Raw genomic sequence first — 16746 nt, 5'->3', positions numbered from 1 at the left:
TAACGGCGATCAGGCGTCGCGCGGGCGCTGATTGGGATCGACCGGCAGGTCGTCCTGCAGCACCACGGCCGCCTGCGCATTGCCAAAGCTCAGGAAGGGCTTGGTTTCCTGAACCGCAGGCTGCGGCGGAGCCAGCGTTGCCGCAATGGCCGCCAGCCCGGATACGGTGTCCTTTTGACCGTCGCCGCGCTGCCCGCCGCCATTCGGTTTGAAGGTCGACCGCACGACCATCAGCTTGCTCAGCACGTCGAACCAGAAGGGCGCGCCCAGCGTCACGGCAAAGGCCGTCATGACCCAGCCCATGATCAGCGACACGAAGGGCAGGAAGTTGAACAGCGTGTTGTCGCCGAGGCCAGGCGTGCCGTAGTAGAAATTGACGACCTCCTGCCAGGCGCCGTTAATCGACGATGCCACCTGACCGGTCCAGCCCTGGCTGTCCTTGGCCGTCACAGTCAGAAGGGCGACGGCCTCCGGATCGACGGCGCGGGCCTCTTCGCGGGCAAACAAGCGCGCCATGGCGTCGCGCGTCTGCTGTGTCCAGCCCAGCGGCAGGCCCAGTTCGTTCAGCGGGTTGTTGCCGAGCGTCTGGAGCTCACCGGTCTGCAACTGGCCGGTGGCGTGCTTCTGGTAATAGGTCTCTGCCGCGACCTCGACGCCTTTGCGTAAGGTCGGGCTGCGATAAAGCGCGTCGGCAATGACGACCGTATTGACGTTCAGTATGACGCAGGCCGCCAGGCTGACCCAGAACAGGAAGGTCTGTGTTTCCAGGCGGTACCAGCCCGAGACGCGGTCCATGGTGGCGTTGAACCAGTTTTCCAGGAACTGCCGCGCCTTGTCGACGTCGCCGCCGGCATTTGAGACGGCGAATTGGACCATGCGGGCCAGCCGCGCATTACCCAGCTGACGCGATCCATCCATGACGGCATTGAGGTTGACGCCCTGGTCCGTCCCCAGTCCGCCGCGTTCGGACAGCATGTCCAACAGGACATAGGCGAAATGCGAGCTGGGGACATAGGACGGCATCGACCGCCCCTGCAGGAAATGGCGCTTGGGCGGAATGGTGTAGCGGCCGCGGTAAAGCGACATGATCAGGGGATGATCATAGAAGGCCTGAAGGACTTCATAGCCCTCGATCGTCTTGGTCTTGGCTTTCGTCCTGCCCTTGGGCTTCTCCGCCGGCTGGTCGCACAGGAGTTCGATCAGGCCCTTTTCCAGGTTGCGGGAACGGCGCTTCATGAAGCCTTCGAAGGCTTCGCGCGCCACGGTCGCGAGCACGCTCATGAGCAGGTAGACGAAGACAAGCCCCGCCGCCACATCTAGCGATTCTGGCAACAAACTTCCCACGCAACCCCCGGAGAGCGCGTCCGTCCTTGCCCCAAAATGCCGGCCATACCTGCGCTCGGATATACCTTAACAACAATTAACCATACGGCAAGGGCGGCGTAATGTTGTTTTTTGATCAGGTCGGCGGTGTGGCTTTTTACCCTCAGCGCTAAAGTTATTTCGCCAGCAATGCCAAGGCTTCGTCGGCGGCGGCGACCAGGCCGTGCAGGATGCCGTCGTCGCTGGACGAATGGCCGGCCTTCTTGACCAGGTTGAAGCGGGCTTCCGGCCAGGCCTTGTGCAGTTCCCAGGCCGTCTTCATCGGCGTGACCACGTCATAACGGCCCTGGACGATCCACGCCGGCACGTCTTTCAAACGGCGGATATTTTCGAGGATCCAGTTGTCGGTCTCGAAGAAACCGCCGTTCTTGAAGTACCACGACTCGATGCGCGCAAAAGCGATGGCGAAGTCGGGATCGGAGAACTTCGACCCGGCCTCCGACGGCCCTTCGATCGACAGGGTGTCGCCTTCCCAGCCGCTCCACGCCAGGGCGCAGGCGCGCTGCACCGCCTTGTCCGAACCGTTCAGCCGCGCGATATAGGCGTTGAGAAGGTCGCCGCGCTCGGCTTCGGGGATAGGGGCGATGAAGCGTTCCCAGATGTCCGGATAGATATGGCTGGCGCCTTCCTGGTAGAACCAGTCGAGCTCGGATTTGCGCACCAGGAAGATGCCGCGCAGGATCAGGCCCAGCACCTTGTCGGTGTGTTTGAGTGCGTAGGCCAGCGACAGGGTCGAACCCCACGACCCGCCGAACACCGCCCACCGGCTGACGCCCAGCTTTTCGCGTAAGGCTTCGATGTCCGAGACCAGGTGCCAGGTCGTGTTGTCGTCCAGCGAAACGTCTTCGGACGCGTGCGGCGTCGATTTTCCGCAGCCGCGCTGGTCGAACAGGATGATGCGATAGCCGTCCGGATTGAAGTAGGAGCGCAGGTTGGCGGAGATGCCGCCGCCGGGGCCGCCATGCAGCACCACGACCGGAACACCGGCTGGATTGCCGCATTGTTCGTAATAGATCCTGTGCTTGCCGCCGACCGCCAGATGGCCGGTATCATAGGGTTCGATGTCGGGATAAAGACCCCGCGGAGCAGCGCCGGATCGGGATTTCGAAGTAATGGAAGAATTTACAGAATCGATCATGATCTTTAGAAAATAAACGGCGCACCCAGAGTGTTTCAAAGTTTACGCCGCAAATGGCCGCCGCCACAACCCCCAATCCGCCAAACCCGTTACTGACGACACCTGTTCGCCAGGCCGGCTTCTATGTGCTGCTGTTTTCGATGACCGGCGCCAACCTGCCGTACATGCCGGTGTGGTTGCGCGACCAGGGCATTACGGCCCAGCAGATCGGCGTTATCCTGGCCGTGCCCCTGTTGCTTCGGTCCTTGAGCGGTCCCTTGAGTGGCCTGTGGGCCGACCGCTTTACGCTCTACCGTACACCGATGGTCTGGCTGGCGGCGGCGGCCTGCCTGTTCTACGGTCTGATGGGCTTAAGCGACGTTTATGGGCCGTGGCGCTTCGCGGCGTTCCTGATCCTCTATGCCTGCGCCTATACCTGTTCGACCAGTATCAGCCCGATGCTTGATTCGATGACCCTGCAACTGTCGCGCAGCCACGGTTTCACCTATGCCATACCGCGTTCGGTCGGATCATTCGCCTTTATCGTCGCCGACGTCATCATGGGTTGGCTTCTGCTGGTCCTGCCGCCCGACGTCATCCTGTTCTGGGTCGTTTGCGCTGTCGGCCTGATGGCAATGCTCGGCCGGGTCGTCCTGCCGCCGGAACCGCGCCAGGACCGCGGCCACATGACGCCGGAAACGCAGGGTTCAGGCTTCGAGCGCCTTAAGGTTCTGCTGGCGACGCCGGGCCTGGCGTGGCTGTTCATGGCCATTGCCTGTCTTCAGGCCTCGCACAGCTTCTACTACGCCTTCTCGACGCTGATCTGGAAGGAGGCCGGCCTGTCGCCGGTCTGGTGCGGCTATCTCTGGGCCATCGGTGTGATCGGCGAAATCGCCTACATGATGCTGGGGGAACGCTTCCGCCGCTTCATGGGACCATGGCGGATGATCCTGCTGGCGGCGGCCGTAACGGTCTTCCGCTGGTGCCTCATGATGTGGGACGCGCCGCTGTGGCTGCTGGCGGCGTCGCAATTGCTGCATGTCTTCAGCTTCGCCGCCACCTACATGGCGGGGCTGGAACTGGTCTACCGCCTGACGCCCAAGGGCTATGAAGGGCTGGCCCAGACGATCAACGCCGCCTATTCCAACGGGGTGATGATGGGGCTGGGAACGCTGGCCTCGGGCGTTGCCTTTGCCCACTTCGGCCTGCGTGGCTATGGGCTGATGGCCGGGTTGGCAACGATCGGCCTCCTATGCGCGGTCAGGCTCTATCGGCTGCGTCTGCGCCTAACCCCATAGTGCCGGCGCCGGCGGATGCAGGATCGAGCCGGTCACCTCCAGTCCATGGTCGCGGTCGCGCGCCAAGAGCAGCGGCCCGTCGAGGTCGACGAAGTCCGCGCCCTGCGCCACCAGCATGGCAGGCGCCATGCTGAGCGAGGTTGCGACCATGCAGCCGACCATGATCTCTAATCCTGCCGCCTTCGCTTCGGCCTTCAGCGCCAGGGCTTCGGTCAGCCCGCCGGTCTTGTCGAGCTTGATATTGACGCAGGCATAGAGCCGCGCGCACCGCTCAAGCTCGGACCGATCGTGCAGGCTTTCGTCGGCGCACAGCGGCACCGGGCTGTCGAAGCCCAGCAACTGTTCGTCTTCGCTGACCTTCAGCGGCTGCTCGATCAGCTTGACGCCGAGCCTGGCCAGGTCGGGCGCAATGCGGACAAGGTCGTCGAAGCTCAGGCCTTCATTGCCATCAACGATCAGCCGGGCATTGGGCGCGTGGGCGCGCACGGCCTCGACGCGGTCGAGGTCGTTGGCGCCACCGATCTTGAGCTTGAGAAGGGGCCGGCGAGCGTTTTCGGCGGCCTGTGCGCCCATGGCTTCGGGCGCGGCGAGGCTGAGCGTATAGGCCGTCTTCAGCGGATCGAGCCGCTTCAGTCCGGCGGTTTTCCAGGCGGGAACGCCGCTTTGCTTGGCGCGCAGATCCCACAGTGCGCAATCGAGCGCATTGCGCGCCGCGCCCGGTTTCATCAGGCTTTGCAGCTGTTCGATCGTGATCCCGGCCTCGACCTGACCGCGCACGGCTTCCAGCTCGGCCAGCGATGCCTCGATGCTTTCGCCGTAGCGCGCATAGGGCACGCTTTCCCCGCGGCCGACATGACCGCCGTCTTCGACCTCGACATAGACGACGTGGGCCTCGGTCTTTGATCCGCGCGCAATGGTGAAGGTGCCCGCTATTGGAAAGGTTTCAGCGCGAAGGGTGAGTTGCATGGGGAGGGCTCGATTTACTTCCCTCCCTGTTTACGGGGAGGGGGGACCGCGAAGCGGTGGAGGGGAGGGCCACAGACACCGGTGATTGTCTATCCTACAGTTTCCCCCTTCCGTCATTTGCTCCGCAAATGCCACCTTCCCCGTAAACGGGGAAGGAAAGGCGCAATGTTGGATCAAATGATGTCGGCAATCGCCGCGTCGATCAGCAGATAGGCGCGACCCTTGTCATTGCCGAGCACTTCCTGCAGCCCGCGCGAGGCGTCCTTCGACATCAGGGCGATATTGACCTGCTGGTCGTAGGCAGTGACGAACTCCGAGGCATGCTGGCGCAGGACCGGATCGGACATCAGGCGCCGGTTCAGGCGGCGGACCGCGGCCGGGGCGATGCGGCGGACAAGGTTGCGCGCGCCTTCGTTATTCTCGGCCATGATCGAAGTGATCATCTCGTCGATGCGCGTACGGCTGAGGAGCGAGGCGGCGTCGACACCCATGGCGCTGACCTCGCCGACCATGACCTCATCGAGATCGTCATCGAAATCGGCATCGACTGGCGCCTGAGGCGCCGAACGTGCGCCCGTGTCCGCCGGGATCTCCAAGGGATCGCGTGCCGGATTGCCGTTGCTGTCCATGCCGTTCAGAAGGTCGCGCCACGACCAGCCATTCGATTCGTTGGCGCGGGTTCCCTGCGGCTTTTGGCCCTGGGGCGACTGGCGCTGGGGCTGCGGCGCCGGACGCGTTTCGGCCGGAAGCGGTGTCAGGCGCAACCGCGATTGTTCCCGTGCCGGCTGGGGCGTCGGGGTCGGACGCGGCATGGCCTGGGGGGGCTGCGGCGCGGCGCGCGACATCGGCGGGGGTGGCGTACGCGGATCGCGCGTTACCGGCGGCGGTGTCGGCGCCGACAGATGGGCGGAGGAGAGGGGCTGGTCGCCGGAAATGACGCCCATCAGGCGCACGGCTTCGGTCAGCATGTCGTAGTTGCGGCGTACGCGATCCTGGAAGGCGCTGTCGACGGCCTCGGTCTCGAGCGCGGCCTTGCGTGCCGCCGCCGTCATGGCCGCCAGACCTTCCTCGACGGCGCTGCGAATCTCGTGCAGGCGGTCCTGGGCCATCAGCGGCAACTGGTCGGCGCTGTGCGTTAGCTCGTTGAGCGCCTCATTGACCTCGGCGATCGTCTGGCGGGTATGGGCGAAACTGTTGTCGAGCCGCTCGGCGGTCTGGTCGCCCGCCTGGTTGATCAGTTCGGCCGAGTCCTCGATCAGGCGGCGCGCGGCGGCAAAGCGCGAGTCGAAGACTTCGTCGGCCTTCTTCGAGGCTTCGAAGATCGACTCGTTGAGGCGGTCGACGCGGCCCTGAGCGACCTGCGCGGCCGTGTCGGCGGCCTTCTTGGCCTCGCCGGCGGCGGTCGTCAATTGCTCGAGAGAACGGCGCGTCTCATTGATCAGGTCGTCGCGTGCATCGGCGGCCATGACCGAGATGTTGGAAAGCGTTGCGTGGATGCGCGTCTCGAACGAGGTGCGCTCATTCTCCGCCACGCCCAGCACGGCGCGGAACTGTTCCTGGGCCGACTGGACGATGTCGCGCAGGACGTCTACGCCGCGCGCCGAGGTCTCGCCGAGATCGACGGTCGCCACGCGGGTGATGGCCAGGGCCTCGGTCAGCTGTGCGCGCTGATTTTCGATATGGACGGCGAAGTCTTCCTGGTCGGCGCGCAAGGAAAGGGCGGCGGCAACCAGGCCGGCGCGTTGCTGCGACAGGCCTTCCTCGACCGAACGGATCTGGCCTGCGACACCCGAACCCGCCGTTTCCAGGCGCTGGGTCTGGCGGTCCAGATCTTCGCTGATCAGGCGGGCATTGGTCGATACGTCGTTGGCCGCCGTCATCATGTCCGTAGCGCGAACGGCCAGGGTCGCTTCGGCTTCGCGGAGTTGCGTCTGCGCCAGGTCGGAGGCATCGGCGACCATGCGCGCCTGACGGTCGACGGCCTCGATAATGCCGTTGGCCTGCTGCGCCAGCTGCTCACTCATGCGTGCCACGGCCTCGCGTTCCTGCTCCATGGCGCGGGTGACGCTCATGGTGGTGGCGCGGGCGATGTTGGCGGCGTCGTGCAGCCGGTCGGTCTCGCTCTTCAGCTTGGCCTGAAGTTCGGTAATGTCGGCGTGCGCCAGGCGAACGGCGCGGACAGCGTGATCGACCTGGGTGCGCAACTGATCGACCAGTTCGTGCGTCTGCATGGCCGCCGAAGTTGCCGGCGCCAGCATCGAATCGGCCAGGGCGGCGGCACGGGCGGATTGGCGCGACAAGGCGGCGGCGTTGCGCAGCGCAAAGGCCGAGGCGAAGATCAGCCCGACCGGGAAGACCGCCAGGAAAGCGATCACGATCATACGGAATGGTTCGACGGTAAAGGCGCCGCTATTGTTCTGGGCGCCAACCATGAAGGCGGCCAGACCACATGCCCACAACAGGCTGATGAAACCCGTGGTGCCCCAGAACAGCATGGGCGACGCGCCGGTGGCCTTCAGCACGCCTTCGGTTTCCACGCGCGGCGTCAGGTCGCGGCGCAAGCCCGCCTTGGGTTCATCCTGGGCGGTCGCGTCACGGGCAGTGAAACGCGCCGGAGGCGTGTCCGGCGGCGGAGGGGGCGAGAAATCCATGGCGGGCGCGGCGTGCGGGATGTCGAGATCGGCCGTGGCTTCCGTATCCACAGGCGTTGGATTAGCTGCATTCAGGGGCGCGTTGAGGGGCGCGTCCAGGGGCGCTTCGAGCAGGTCGTCAGCGGAGGCATCCAGGTCGGCATCCGCGCTGGTATCCATGTCGGTCTCTGAACGGTTTATCCCGGATTCCAGGCGCGATCTTGTGCGGGTACCGGAGGTGTTCAAAGGGGGGCGTCTCGATTTCATCTAACAGTCCTGCAACCCCGCCGCCTCAGCCGGAATACACATCTCCGGCATCGCCCCGACAGGTTCTCCCATGAGGCGAAAGCTATCTCTAACTCATGTTGAAGGCAAAGGAATTTGTCAGAATCCCGCGTTCCGCCGCGGCGAATCCTGTCCTTTCACGGACAAATTAACGGCCGTGACCACCAGGCTATCCCGCATCGACGCGTGCGAATCAGGCGTCGCCCTGATCGGACGAGGAGGTGGCGGAGTGATTCGCCGGCTGTTCGGCCGGCACGGGCTCGGGCTCGGCGGCAATCGCATCCTTGTCGCCACCGAAATGCAGGAAGGCCGCCGACACCAGAAGCGCGATAAACGCCGTGATCATGTCGATAAGCGAAGCCATTCGCACGTCTGCCCGTTAATTGCCCTGAAAGGCTTATGACGCAGGCGGGGATGCCGCGCAAACAAAACCGTCACATAGGCATGATGACGCGTTAACCCTGCGGCAATTCGGTCACTCGGCGGGCGCGGAATCGTAGCGGTTCGGGCCGGGCGTGGAATTGGCGTTGAGGTTGTACTGGATGAACAGGCTGTAGCAGACCATGGCCACCGCCGCCAGAATGCCGTAACCGCCCAGGCTGAAGGCCAGTCCGACGAGCGGCTGGGTGAGTTCCCACAGGTTCCACAAAAAGCGCATCAGTCCGCCTTCGTAAAGAGCACCCATCAGGACCGTGCTGGCGGTGCCGATGACGAACAGCGTGAACAGCATGATCGGCCACAAAAGCCAGCCCGGCAGGTTGCGGTCGTGCAGCCGGCGGATGGCCAGCTGTGCGTCGCGATATTGCAGATAGAGGATACCGGCAATAACGACCGCCACGACGGCCAGTGACACATAGGTGTTCTGTTTGGTAAAACCCAGCACGACGCCGGCGCCAAGAATGATGGCGATCAGCGAGCTTACGCCGATCTTGGTCTGCGCGGCGCGATAATCCTGGCGGCTCAGACGGCCCCTGGTGTCCCATCCCAGCTTCAGCATATCCGTGTTCCCATAACCCCGTTAACCAAGTCTAAGCCCAAACCGCTCCGGCTGTAAACGGTTGTTGCCGGGCAGGGGCTGCGTTATGCCTTGGCGATGCACCCGTTTCCGTCTGTCGAATCCTGCAGTGATGTCGTCCCCGCCGGCCTGTCCGCCGCTATTAAAGGGCGGGACAGGCCCATGATTTTCAAGGGGCTGGTGCGCGACTGGCCGATCGTTCAGGCAGCGCTTTCCGGCAATGGTGCGCTCATCGACTATCTGAAGGCGCGCGACAATGGCAAGCCGCCGGAGACCTTCCGTCAGGCGCCAGGCGGCGACGGCAAGTACTTCTACGGCGAAGACGCAAAGAGCTTCAACTTCGCCCGTGCCCATGTGCCACTGCGCATGACCCTCGACCGGTTGCTTGGTCTTTCCGGCCAGGCCGGGGCCGAACGCATCTACGTCCAATCGGCGCCGCTCAGCGATTATCTGCCGGCGGTTAAGACTGAAAACGCCTTGCCGGGCATTGCCGCCGAACCGCGTATCTGGATCGGCAATCGCTCGACGACGCAGATCCATTTTGACCTTTACGACAATCTGGCCTGCATGGTGGCGGGCTCCAAGCGCTTCGTGCTGTTTCCGCCCGAGCAGTTGCCGAACCTCTATATGGGGCCGTTCGAGGCGACGGTGTCGGGCGTGCCGACGGCCATGGCCAATCTGGAAAACCCTGATTTCGAAAAGCATCCGCGCTTCGCCGAGGCCTTGAAGACGGCGACCGTAGCCGAGCTGGAGCCCGGCGATGTTCTGTTCGTGCCGTACATGTGGTGGCACCACGTCGTCTCGGACGACGATCTTAACGTCCAGATCAATTACTGGTGGAACTATGCCCCTCAGGAGATGGGCGTACCCATCCAGGCCCTGTTCCACGCCATGCTGTCATTGCGCGATCTGCCGGCGCAACAGAACCGGGCGTGGAAGGCCATGTTCGACCACTTCGTCTTTCACCAGAGCGATCCGGTGGGGGAACACCTGCCGGCTGAGGTCCGCGGTTTCCAGGGCGAACTGACGCCTGAGCAGCGCGCAGCCTTTCGCAAGCAGATCGGCAAGAATCTTTCGGAGGATTAGCCTTCGAGGATTTTAGGCTTGGGCAGCGGGTCGCCGAGATTATTGCTGCCGTATTTATTGGGGCCGCGCGTGCCTGGAACGAACAGCAGCAGAAGGTGCGCGATGAGGATGGCGCCACCCAGGCCCATTCCGATCGTGGCCAGTATTTCCGGCTGAAGATTGAATTCTTCCAGCGGAGGAACAAAGCTGAAGACGACGTAGAAAATGGTCTCGCCAAATAACGGCACTGCGAGGAGAGCTGGCAGGTTCAAGTCGTGGAGGCGTTTGGCGTAGATGCAGAACTGGCCATAAAGCAAGGGCAAGACCACCAGCGTGAGATAGATGGCGGGATACTCATTGATATAGCTCTGGGCAGTGTCGCCTAATATGGCCGAAAATGCCAGGAGCGGCCCTTGGATAACGACGCTTATAATGCCGAGAATCGCGCCGTATATGAAATAGGTCAGCCGATCAATCCGACCTTTCGGATTGAAAATGTCCTTGATCCCTAATGATAAATAGCCCCGACGCATCCGTGCCCCCTGCATTCGCCGAACAGGCAGGAGAGCACATAATGCCGTTATTGTAAATCAGCCCTTGTGGCGTTCGCGCAAAACGTCGAGCACGGCCTCTAGCGACGTGTCGCGCGCCATTAGCAGCACCGACAGGTGATAAAGCAGGTCGGCAGCCTCGTTGTGCAGTTCGTCGAGATCACCGGCGCGGCCTGCCAGTGCCGTCTCCAGGCCTTCTTCTCCGACCTTCTGCGCGATCTTGGCGATGCCCTTGTGCATCAGGCGCGCCGTATAGCTGTCGGCCGGATCGGCGGCGGCGCGATCCTTCACGATCGCGGCCAGATGGCCCAGGAAACCGATGCCGGGCGCGTCTTCGTGGCCGAAACACGAGGTCGTCTTGGTGTGGCAGGTCGGGCCTTGCGGGCGGGCGTAAACCAAAAGCGCGTCTTCGTCGCAATCGGTCAGGATGCGGTCGAGTTGGAGCGTATCGCCCGAGGTCTCGCCCTTGGTCCACAAACGCGACTTCGAGCGCGAGAAAAACGTCACAAGGCCGCTGTTCAGCGTCTGCGTCAGCGCCTCGGCGTTCATGTAGCCGAGCATCAGCACTTGCAGCGTATCGGCGTGCTGGACGACGGCAGGCACCAGCCCGCCTTCCTTGGCGAAGTCGATTTTGGCGATATCGGCGATCGTCAGTGGATCGGGCAGTATGTGGGCGTCTGGCATGGTGCTTTACAGTCTGACGGCGATGCCGTCTCCGCGCAATTGCTGCTTGAGATCGGGGATGGCGATGATCTTCTTGTGAAAGACGCTGGCGGCCAGGGCGCCGGAGACGTCGGCCTGGTCGAAGACGTCGCGGAAGTGCTCGGGCGCGCCGGCGCCACCGGATGCCACCAGCGGGATGTTCAACAAATCGCGAACCTTACGCAACTGGACGATGTCGTAGCCTTTGCGCACGCCGTCCTGGTTCATGCAGTTGAGCACGATTTCACCGGCGCCTCGGCTTTGGGCTTCGACGACCCAATCGAGGGTGCGACGGCCGGCCTGGCGGATCTTGTCCGGATCGCCGCTGTACTGGTGGACGTAGTAGTCGTTGTCCATCTCGCGGCTGTCGATGCCGACGACGACGCATTGCGAACCGGCCATTTCGGCCAGTTCGTTGATCAGGTCGGGCCGTTCCAGCGCCGGCGAGTTGATCGACACCTTGTCGGCGCCCGAGTCGAGGCACTTGACCGCCTGTTCCGCCGAGCGGATGCCGCCGGCAACGCAGAAGGGGATGTCGAGCGCACGGGCGATGTCGCGCACCCAGTTGTAGTCGACTGTACGGCCTTCCGAAGACGCCGTTATGTCGTAAAGCACCAGCTCGTCGGCGCCTTCGTCGCGGTAACGCAGCGCCATGTCGACGGCATCGCCCAGGACTTCGTGACCAACGAATTGGACGCCCTTGACGACCTTGCCGTCCTTGACGTCGAGGCAGGGGATGATGCGTCTAGCCAACATTGAGGGCAGCCTTGAGATCAATGAGACCTTCGTAAATTGCCTTGCCGACGATGGCGCCGTGCACGCCCAAAGCCTTGAGATCATAAAGGTCTTCGACCGAGCGCACGCCGCCCGACGCCTGGATTTCCAGGTCCGGACGGGCTTTGCGCAGCGCCTTCATCAGGTCCATGTTCGGGCCCATCAGCATGCCGTCGCGCGACACGTCGGTGACCAGAATGCGCTGGGCGACATTGGCGGGATACTGGTCGAGCACGCTCCACAGCGAGATACCCGAGCCCTCGGTCCAGCCGTGCAGGGCGGCGTCAAAGTCACCGTCTTCGGTCGGCAGGACGTCGAGCGCCAGCGTTATCCGGTCCTTGCCGAAATCGCGCAGCCAGCCGCGCACTTCTTCGGGATTCTTGACCGCCGCCGAGCCAACGACGACCGCCGACACACCTTCATCCAGCAAGGTTTGAACGTGTTCGCGCGTACGCACACCACCGCCGGTCTGGATTTTGGCGCGCGATGCCTTGGCCAGGCGGCCGATCAGTTCGTGCTGCTGCGGAGATCCGGCTTTGGCGCCGTCGAGGTCAACGATGTGAACCCACTTGGCGAACTCTTCATTGAACATGTTGAGGCGCTTGAACGGATCGGAATCGTAACGCGTCACGGCGTCGAAACGCCCTTGCGCCAGGCGGACACATTCACCGTTGATCAGGTCGATGGCAGGATAAAGGATCATAGCTCTACAAAATTCTTCAGGATGTTGGCGCCGACCGACTGGGAGCGTTCCGGGTGGAACTGGCAGCCCCAGACATTGTCCTTGCGGACCATGGCGGCGAAAGGTGCGCCGTAGGTCGAGGTGGCGAGCGTCCAGTCATTGACCGGACAGACGTAGGAGTGGACGAAATAGGCGAAGTCGCCGTCCTTGATCCCGGCGGTCAGCGGATCGGCCTTGGTGACCTCAAGCTGGTTCCAGCCCATGTGCGGCACGACCATGTCGTTACTGGCTTCCATCTTGGTGACGCGGCCGGGGATGAGGCCCAGGCACTCGACATCGCCTTCGTCCGAGCCGTCGAACAGCAATTGCTGGCCAAGACAGACGCCCAGCAAGGGCACGGTCAGGCCGCGAATGGTGTCGAACAGGCCCAGTTCGTGGATGCGCGACATGGCAAAGCCGGCAGCGCCAACCCCTGGCAGGACAACCTTTTTCGCGCCGGCGATTTCGGCCTGATCCGACGATAGCTTGGCTTCAGCGCCCAGGCGATCGAGCGCGAACAGGACGGAAGCGGTATTGGCGCAGCCGAGTTCAATAACGGTGATCACGCCAGCATTCCCTTGGTAGACGGCAGGGCATCGCCTTCGATACGCGTTGCCTGACGCAGCGCTCGGCCCAAGGCCTTGAAGCAGGCCTCGGTCTTGTGATGGTCGTTGCCGCCTTCGACCTCGACATGGATTGAGGCGCCCAGCGTTTCCGACAGCGAGCGGAAGGCGTGCGAGGTCATTTCGGTCTGGTAGTCACCGATGTGCGTCGATTGAAAGTCGCCCTTGAAGACGCAGAACGGCCGGCCGCCGAGATCGACCGACACCTTGGCCTCGGTCTCATCCATCGGCAGGACAAAGCCGAAGCGCGCCATGCCGACCCTGTCGCCCAATGCCTGTTTCAACGCCTGTCCAAACGCGAGCATGCAGTCCTCAACCGTATGATGCGCATCGATTTCCAGATCCCCTTCACAGGCCAGCTGCAGCGAGAAGCCGCCATGGGTCGCCACCTGGTCGAGCATGTGGTCGAAGAAGCCAACGCCGGTATGAACCTTGACGGGCTTGGGCTCGTCGAGATTGACCAGGACCGAAATCTTGGTCTCTTTGGTGTCGCGCATGATTTCGCCGGTGCGCGGCGCGGGACCATCCATCAGCACATCCAGCGCCTTTAGGATGCGGTTGTTGGTGGCCTTATCGCCCAAAGCCAGCAGCAGGCCGTTGGCCGTATTCTGCGTCGACAGACCAAGCTTTTTCAGCGCCGTCTGGGTCTTCAGCAGGTTGACCGGCCTCAGCAGCATGAACGGCCCGTCGTTGAGATCGAAGCTGTCCAGTTGCGGCGAGCGCGCCAGGGCATCACGCAGACGCGCCTGCTCCGCGCGGATCAGGTCGATCCGCGCCTGGACGCTTAAGGACCGCGATGGCGACAGGGCCGCTTCGGCGGCGCGCACCGACAGGGTCGGGATCGGATGAGGCTCGCAGAACTTCAGCAAACCCTGCAAGGTCTTGGTGTTGGCGATCAACGCGCCGACGCGGGCGCCGGCCATGCCGAACAGGTAGGACAGGCTCTTCAGCACGACGACATTGGGTTCCGACACGGCAAGTTCGACCATGCTGGCGGCGCTCGACGCGTCGAAATAGCTCTCGTCAATGACCAGGATCGAAGGGAAGATATCGACCGCCAGGGTGCGCGCCTTGACCAGGTCCCACGCCTTGCCGTCCGTCTGTTGCGGGTTGTGGACCAGATAGAAGCCCGCGCCCTTCGCAATGGTGCCGGACGCCGGCGGCGTGCGCACAGTCAGATTGTAAACGGCGCCCAGGTCTTCGAGATAATGGTCGGCCGGCGCCCAGATGAACTCATGACCGTGCGTGCGCAGGCGGCGCATCAGCACCTCCATGGCGTGCGACGCGCCACGCGTCACCATCAGTTGATGGGCTTCGACGCCGTAGAAGGCGGACATGCGCTCACGCAGAGGTTCAAGCGACGGCGGCAGCGATTCGAGGCCGGAGCCGGAAGAGGACAGTGAGGCAAAGGGTGAGTTGAACATGGGTTATAACTCAGCGTTCAGGCGGAAATCGGCCGCCAGGGCGTGGGCTTCCAGTCCTTCCAGCCTCGCTAAGCGCGCTGCGGCAGGCGCGATCGCTGCGGCACCTTCGCGGGTGGCTTTCTGGACGACAAAGCTGGTGAGATAGGAACGGACGGTGATGCCGTCCCAGGCGCGGGCAGCACCATCGGTCGGCAGGACGTGGCTGGGGCCTGCGGCATAGTCGCCAAAGGTTTCCGCCGCATAGGTGCCGGCGAAGATGGTGCCAGCGGCCGTCAGTTGCGGGATGATGGCGTCGACGTCCGCGACTTGGATAGCCAGGTGTTCCGGGCCGTAGAGGTTGGAGACCTCGGCGGCTTCAGCCAGTGACGAGACGATAAACAGGCGGGCCTGATCGAGCGACGCCTTGGCGATCGCGGCGCGTGGCAGGCGTTCGACCTGGGCGGCGACTTCATCGGCGATGCGCGCGGCGATATCGGTCGACAGGGCAACGAGAATGACCTGCGCGTCGGCGTCGTGTTCGGCCTGGCTGAGCAGGTCGGCGGCGACCAGTTTCACATTGGCCGTGTCGTCGGCGATGACCAGCAGTTCCGACGGACCCGCGGGCATGTCGATGGCTAGGCCCGACACGCGTTCGGTGGCGTAACGCTTGGCTTCGGCAACGTACTTGTTGCCCGGGCCAAAGATCTTGTCGGCAGCCGGCAGGCCTTCGAGGACACCCAGCGCCATGGCGGCAATGCCATGTGCGCCACCGACGCGCCAGACGGCATCGAGGCCGGAAGCCGCGCCCGCTGCAATCATCATAGGGTGGATTGAGCCGTCCTTCGCTGGCGGGGTAATGCAGATGCGGTTGGGCACACCGGCGACAAGCGCCGGCACAGCGGTCATGATCAGGGTCGAAAACAGCGGTGCCAGGCCGCCCGGCGCATAAAGTCCGGCCGTCGCAATCGGACGATAAACGCGTTGAAGGCTCAGGCCCGGCTTGGGCGCGATCAGCGGCCCGTCGCCCGGCAGTTCGGCCTGCTGGAAGGCGCGGACATTCTCGACCGCCAGTTCCATGGCGGCCAGATCTTCCGACGTCAGTTGCGCGCGGGCGGCATCGACCGTCTTAGCATCTAGGCGCACGGCGTCGGGCGCATGGCCATCCAGCTTTACGGCCCAGTCTGTCAGGCCGGCAAAGCCGCGCGCTTCGACGTCATCGAAGATCTCCCGCACGCGTTCCAGCACGCGCGGATCGCGGCGGTTTTCGGGGCGGCTAAGGCTCGCCTTGCGTTCCGTTGAGGTCAGGTCTTTCCAGACAAACGTCTTCATCTACTTCATCATTTTTTCGATCGGCAGCACCAATATGGCCGATGCGCCGGCGGTTTTCAGCTTGTCGAGCGTGTCCCAGAAAACATTTTCCTGGCAGACGGCGTGGACGGCCACGGTATCGTCGCGCCCGGCCAGTTGCATGATGGTCGGGGCGTCGGCACCGGGGATCATCTTGATGATCTCATCGAGATGCGCCTTGGGAGCATTGAGCATGACGTACTTGGCGCCGGTCGATGCGACCACGCCGTCAAAGCGGCGCAACACCATGTCATACGTATGTTCCAACTCGGGCGGTGGGGCGTGCGGCGCCTTGATCAGGACGGCTTCGGACTTGAGCACCAGGTCGGTGGCGCGCATGCCGTTGGCTTCCAGCGTCGCGCCGGTCGAGACCAGATCGCAGATGGCGTGGGCGATCTTCATGCGCGGAGCGACTTCGACGGCGCCGCGCATTTCGATGATTTCGGCCGAGACGCTGTTCGCCTTCAGCCACTTGCCGAGGATGTTCGGGTAGGAGGTGGCGATCCGCTTGCCTTCCAGGCTTTGCGGGCCGTCATAGACGGCGTCGTTCGGCACGGCGATCTTCAGCGTGCACGAACCGAAGCCCAGACGCATGACGATCATCGATTCGACATCGCTGTCCGGGAAGTGTTCGCTCAACACGTTCAGGCCGACTATGCCCAGTTCGGCGACATTGTCGGACACGAAGGTCGGGATGTCGTCGTCGCGTACGCGCAGCAGCTCGATCGGCTGGTTTTCGATGCGGTACAGCAGTTCGTTGGCGCCCTTCAGGACGCGCAGGCCCGCGCCCGAGATCAGCTCCAGCGAGCGATCGGCCAGGCGGCCCGACTTCTGAACGGCAATACGGAGTCTCGGTTCACTCATTT

16 protein-coding genes are annotated in these 16746 nt (G+C 63.3%); 2 read left to right on the top strand and 14 right to left on the bottom strand.

The window, feature by feature from the left end:
• Positions 1–9: 9 nt before the first annotated feature.
• Both J2X24_RS17275 and pip read right to left on the bottom strand, forming a co-directional pair.
• Positions 10–1332 (bottom strand): hypothetical protein, encoded by a 1323-nt coding sequence (locus J2X24_RS17275; RefSeq protein ID WP_209724391.1) that lies wholly within the window; start codon positions 1330–1332, stop codon positions 10–12.
• A gap of 166 nt (positions 1333–1498) precedes the next feature.
• Positions 1499–2521: a prolyl aminopeptidase gene (pip, locus tag J2X24_RS17270; protein ID WP_209724389.1), complete on the bottom strand. Its 1023-nt coding sequence runs from the start codon at positions 2519–2521 to the stop codon at positions 1499–1501.
• Positions 2522–2574: 53 nt separating this feature from the next.
• Here pip and J2X24_RS17265 point away from each other — a divergent pair, with 53 nt between their 5' ends.
• Complete coding sequence (locus J2X24_RS17265) at positions 2575–3798, top strand: MFS transporter (RefSeq protein ID WP_209724387.1); 1224 nt, start codon at positions 2575–2577, stop codon at positions 3796–3798.
• Here the strand turns inward: J2X24_RS17265 and dgcA are convergent.
• From dgcA to J2X24_RS17245, 4 genes are all read right to left on the bottom strand, one after another.
• Positions 3787–4764, bottom strand: a complete 978-nt coding sequence (gene dgcA, locus J2X24_RS17260) for an N-acetyl-D-Glu racemase DgcA (protein ID WP_209724385.1) — start codon at positions 4762–4764, stop codon at positions 3787–3789. The two genes, J2X24_RS17265 and dgcA, sit on opposite strands and share 12 nt — an antisense overlap.
• A gap of 173 nt (positions 4765–4937) precedes the next feature.
• Positions 4938–7574: a tipN gene (locus J2X24_RS22815; protein WP_281064972.1), complete on the bottom strand. Its 2637-nt coding sequence runs from the start codon at positions 7572–7574 to the stop codon at positions 4938–4940.
• A 298-nt stretch (positions 7575–7872) separates the two neighbouring features.
• Positions 7873–8043, bottom strand: a complete 171-nt coding sequence (locus J2X24_RS17250; protein ID WP_209724381.1) for a hypothetical protein — start codon at positions 8041–8043, stop codon at positions 7873–7875.
• Positions 8044–8154: 111 nt separating this feature from the next.
• Positions 8155–8676 carry a DUF805 domain-containing protein gene (locus J2X24_RS17245; RefSeq protein WP_209724379.1) on the bottom strand — a complete coding sequence of 174 codons (522 nt, stop codon included), beginning with the start codon at positions 8674–8676 and terminating at the stop codon, positions 8155–8157.
• Positions 8677–8772: 96 nt separating this feature from the next.
• Here J2X24_RS17245 and J2X24_RS17240 point away from each other — a divergent pair, with 96 nt between their 5' ends.
• Complete coding sequence (locus J2X24_RS17240; RefSeq protein ID WP_209724377.1) at positions 8773–9780, top strand: cupin-like domain-containing protein; 1008 nt, start codon at positions 8773–8775, stop codon at positions 9778–9780.
• Here the strand turns inward: J2X24_RS17240 and J2X24_RS17235 are convergent.
• From J2X24_RS17235 to hisG, 8 genes are read right to left on the bottom strand one after another with little or no spacing between them, the layout of a single operon-like run.
• On the bottom strand, positions 9777–10292 hold the full coding sequence (locus J2X24_RS17235; RefSeq protein WP_209724375.1) for a DUF805 domain-containing protein: 516 nt from the start codon (positions 10290–10292) through the stop codon (positions 9777–9779). The two genes, J2X24_RS17240 and J2X24_RS17235, sit on opposite strands and share 4 nt — an antisense overlap.
• Positions 10293–10349: 57 nt before the next feature.
• On the bottom strand, positions 10350–10994 hold the full coding sequence (gene hisIE, locus J2X24_RS17230; RefSeq protein WP_209724373.1) for a bifunctional phosphoribosyl-AMP cyclohydrolase/phosphoribosyl-ATP diphosphatase HisIE: 645 nt from the start codon (positions 10992–10994) through the stop codon (positions 10350–10352).
• A gap of 6 nt (positions 10995–11000) precedes the next feature.
• Positions 11001–11768, bottom strand: coding sequence for an imidazole glycerol phosphate synthase subunit HisF (gene hisF, locus J2X24_RS17225; RefSeq protein WP_209724371.1), 768 nt, complete (start codon positions 11766–11768; stop codon positions 11001–11003).
• Positions 11758–12489 carry a 1-(5-phosphoribosyl)-5-[(5-phosphoribosylamino)methylideneamino]imidazole-4-carboxamide isomerase gene (gene hisA, locus J2X24_RS17220; RefSeq protein WP_209724369.1) on the bottom strand — a complete coding sequence of 244 codons (732 nt, stop codon included), beginning with the start codon at positions 12487–12489 and terminating at the stop codon, positions 11758–11760. Before hisA ends, hisF begins: the two co-directional genes overlap by 11 nt.
• Entirely contained in the window at positions 12486–13073 is a 588-nt protein-coding gene (gene hisH / locus J2X24_RS17215) for an imidazole glycerol phosphate synthase subunit HisH (protein WP_209724367.1), read from the bottom strand. Before hisH ends, hisA begins: the two co-directional genes overlap by 4 nt.
• On the bottom strand, positions 13070–14554 hold the full coding sequence (gene hisB, locus J2X24_RS17210; protein ID WP_209724365.1) for an imidazoleglycerol-phosphate dehydratase HisB: 1485 nt from the start codon (positions 14552–14554) through the stop codon (positions 13070–13072). The genes hisH and hisB overlap by 4 nt, the downstream gene beginning before the upstream one ends.
• A gap of 3 nt (positions 14555–14557) precedes the next feature.
• The gene (hisD, locus tag J2X24_RS17205) at positions 14558–15862 is read right to left on the bottom strand and encodes a histidinol dehydrogenase (protein WP_209724363.1); all 1305 of its coding nucleotides are present in this window, start codon (positions 15860–15862) and stop codon (positions 14558–14560) included.
• Positions 15863–16744 carry an ATP phosphoribosyltransferase gene (gene hisG, locus J2X24_RS17200; protein ID WP_209724361.1) on the bottom strand — a complete coding sequence of 294 codons (882 nt, stop codon included), beginning with the start codon at positions 16742–16744 and terminating at the stop codon, positions 15863–15865.
• Positions 16745–16746 lie beyond the last annotated feature (2 nt).

This window comes from Asticcacaulis solisilvae, assembly GCF_017875235.1.
In the GTDB taxonomy this organism is placed as follows: Bacteria; Pseudomonadota; Alphaproteobacteria; order Caulobacterales; family Caulobacteraceae; genus Asticcacaulis; species Asticcacaulis solisilvae_A.
The sequence above is the reverse complement of the archived record's forward strand: the minus strand, read 5'-3'. Positions and strand labels throughout refer to the sequence as shown.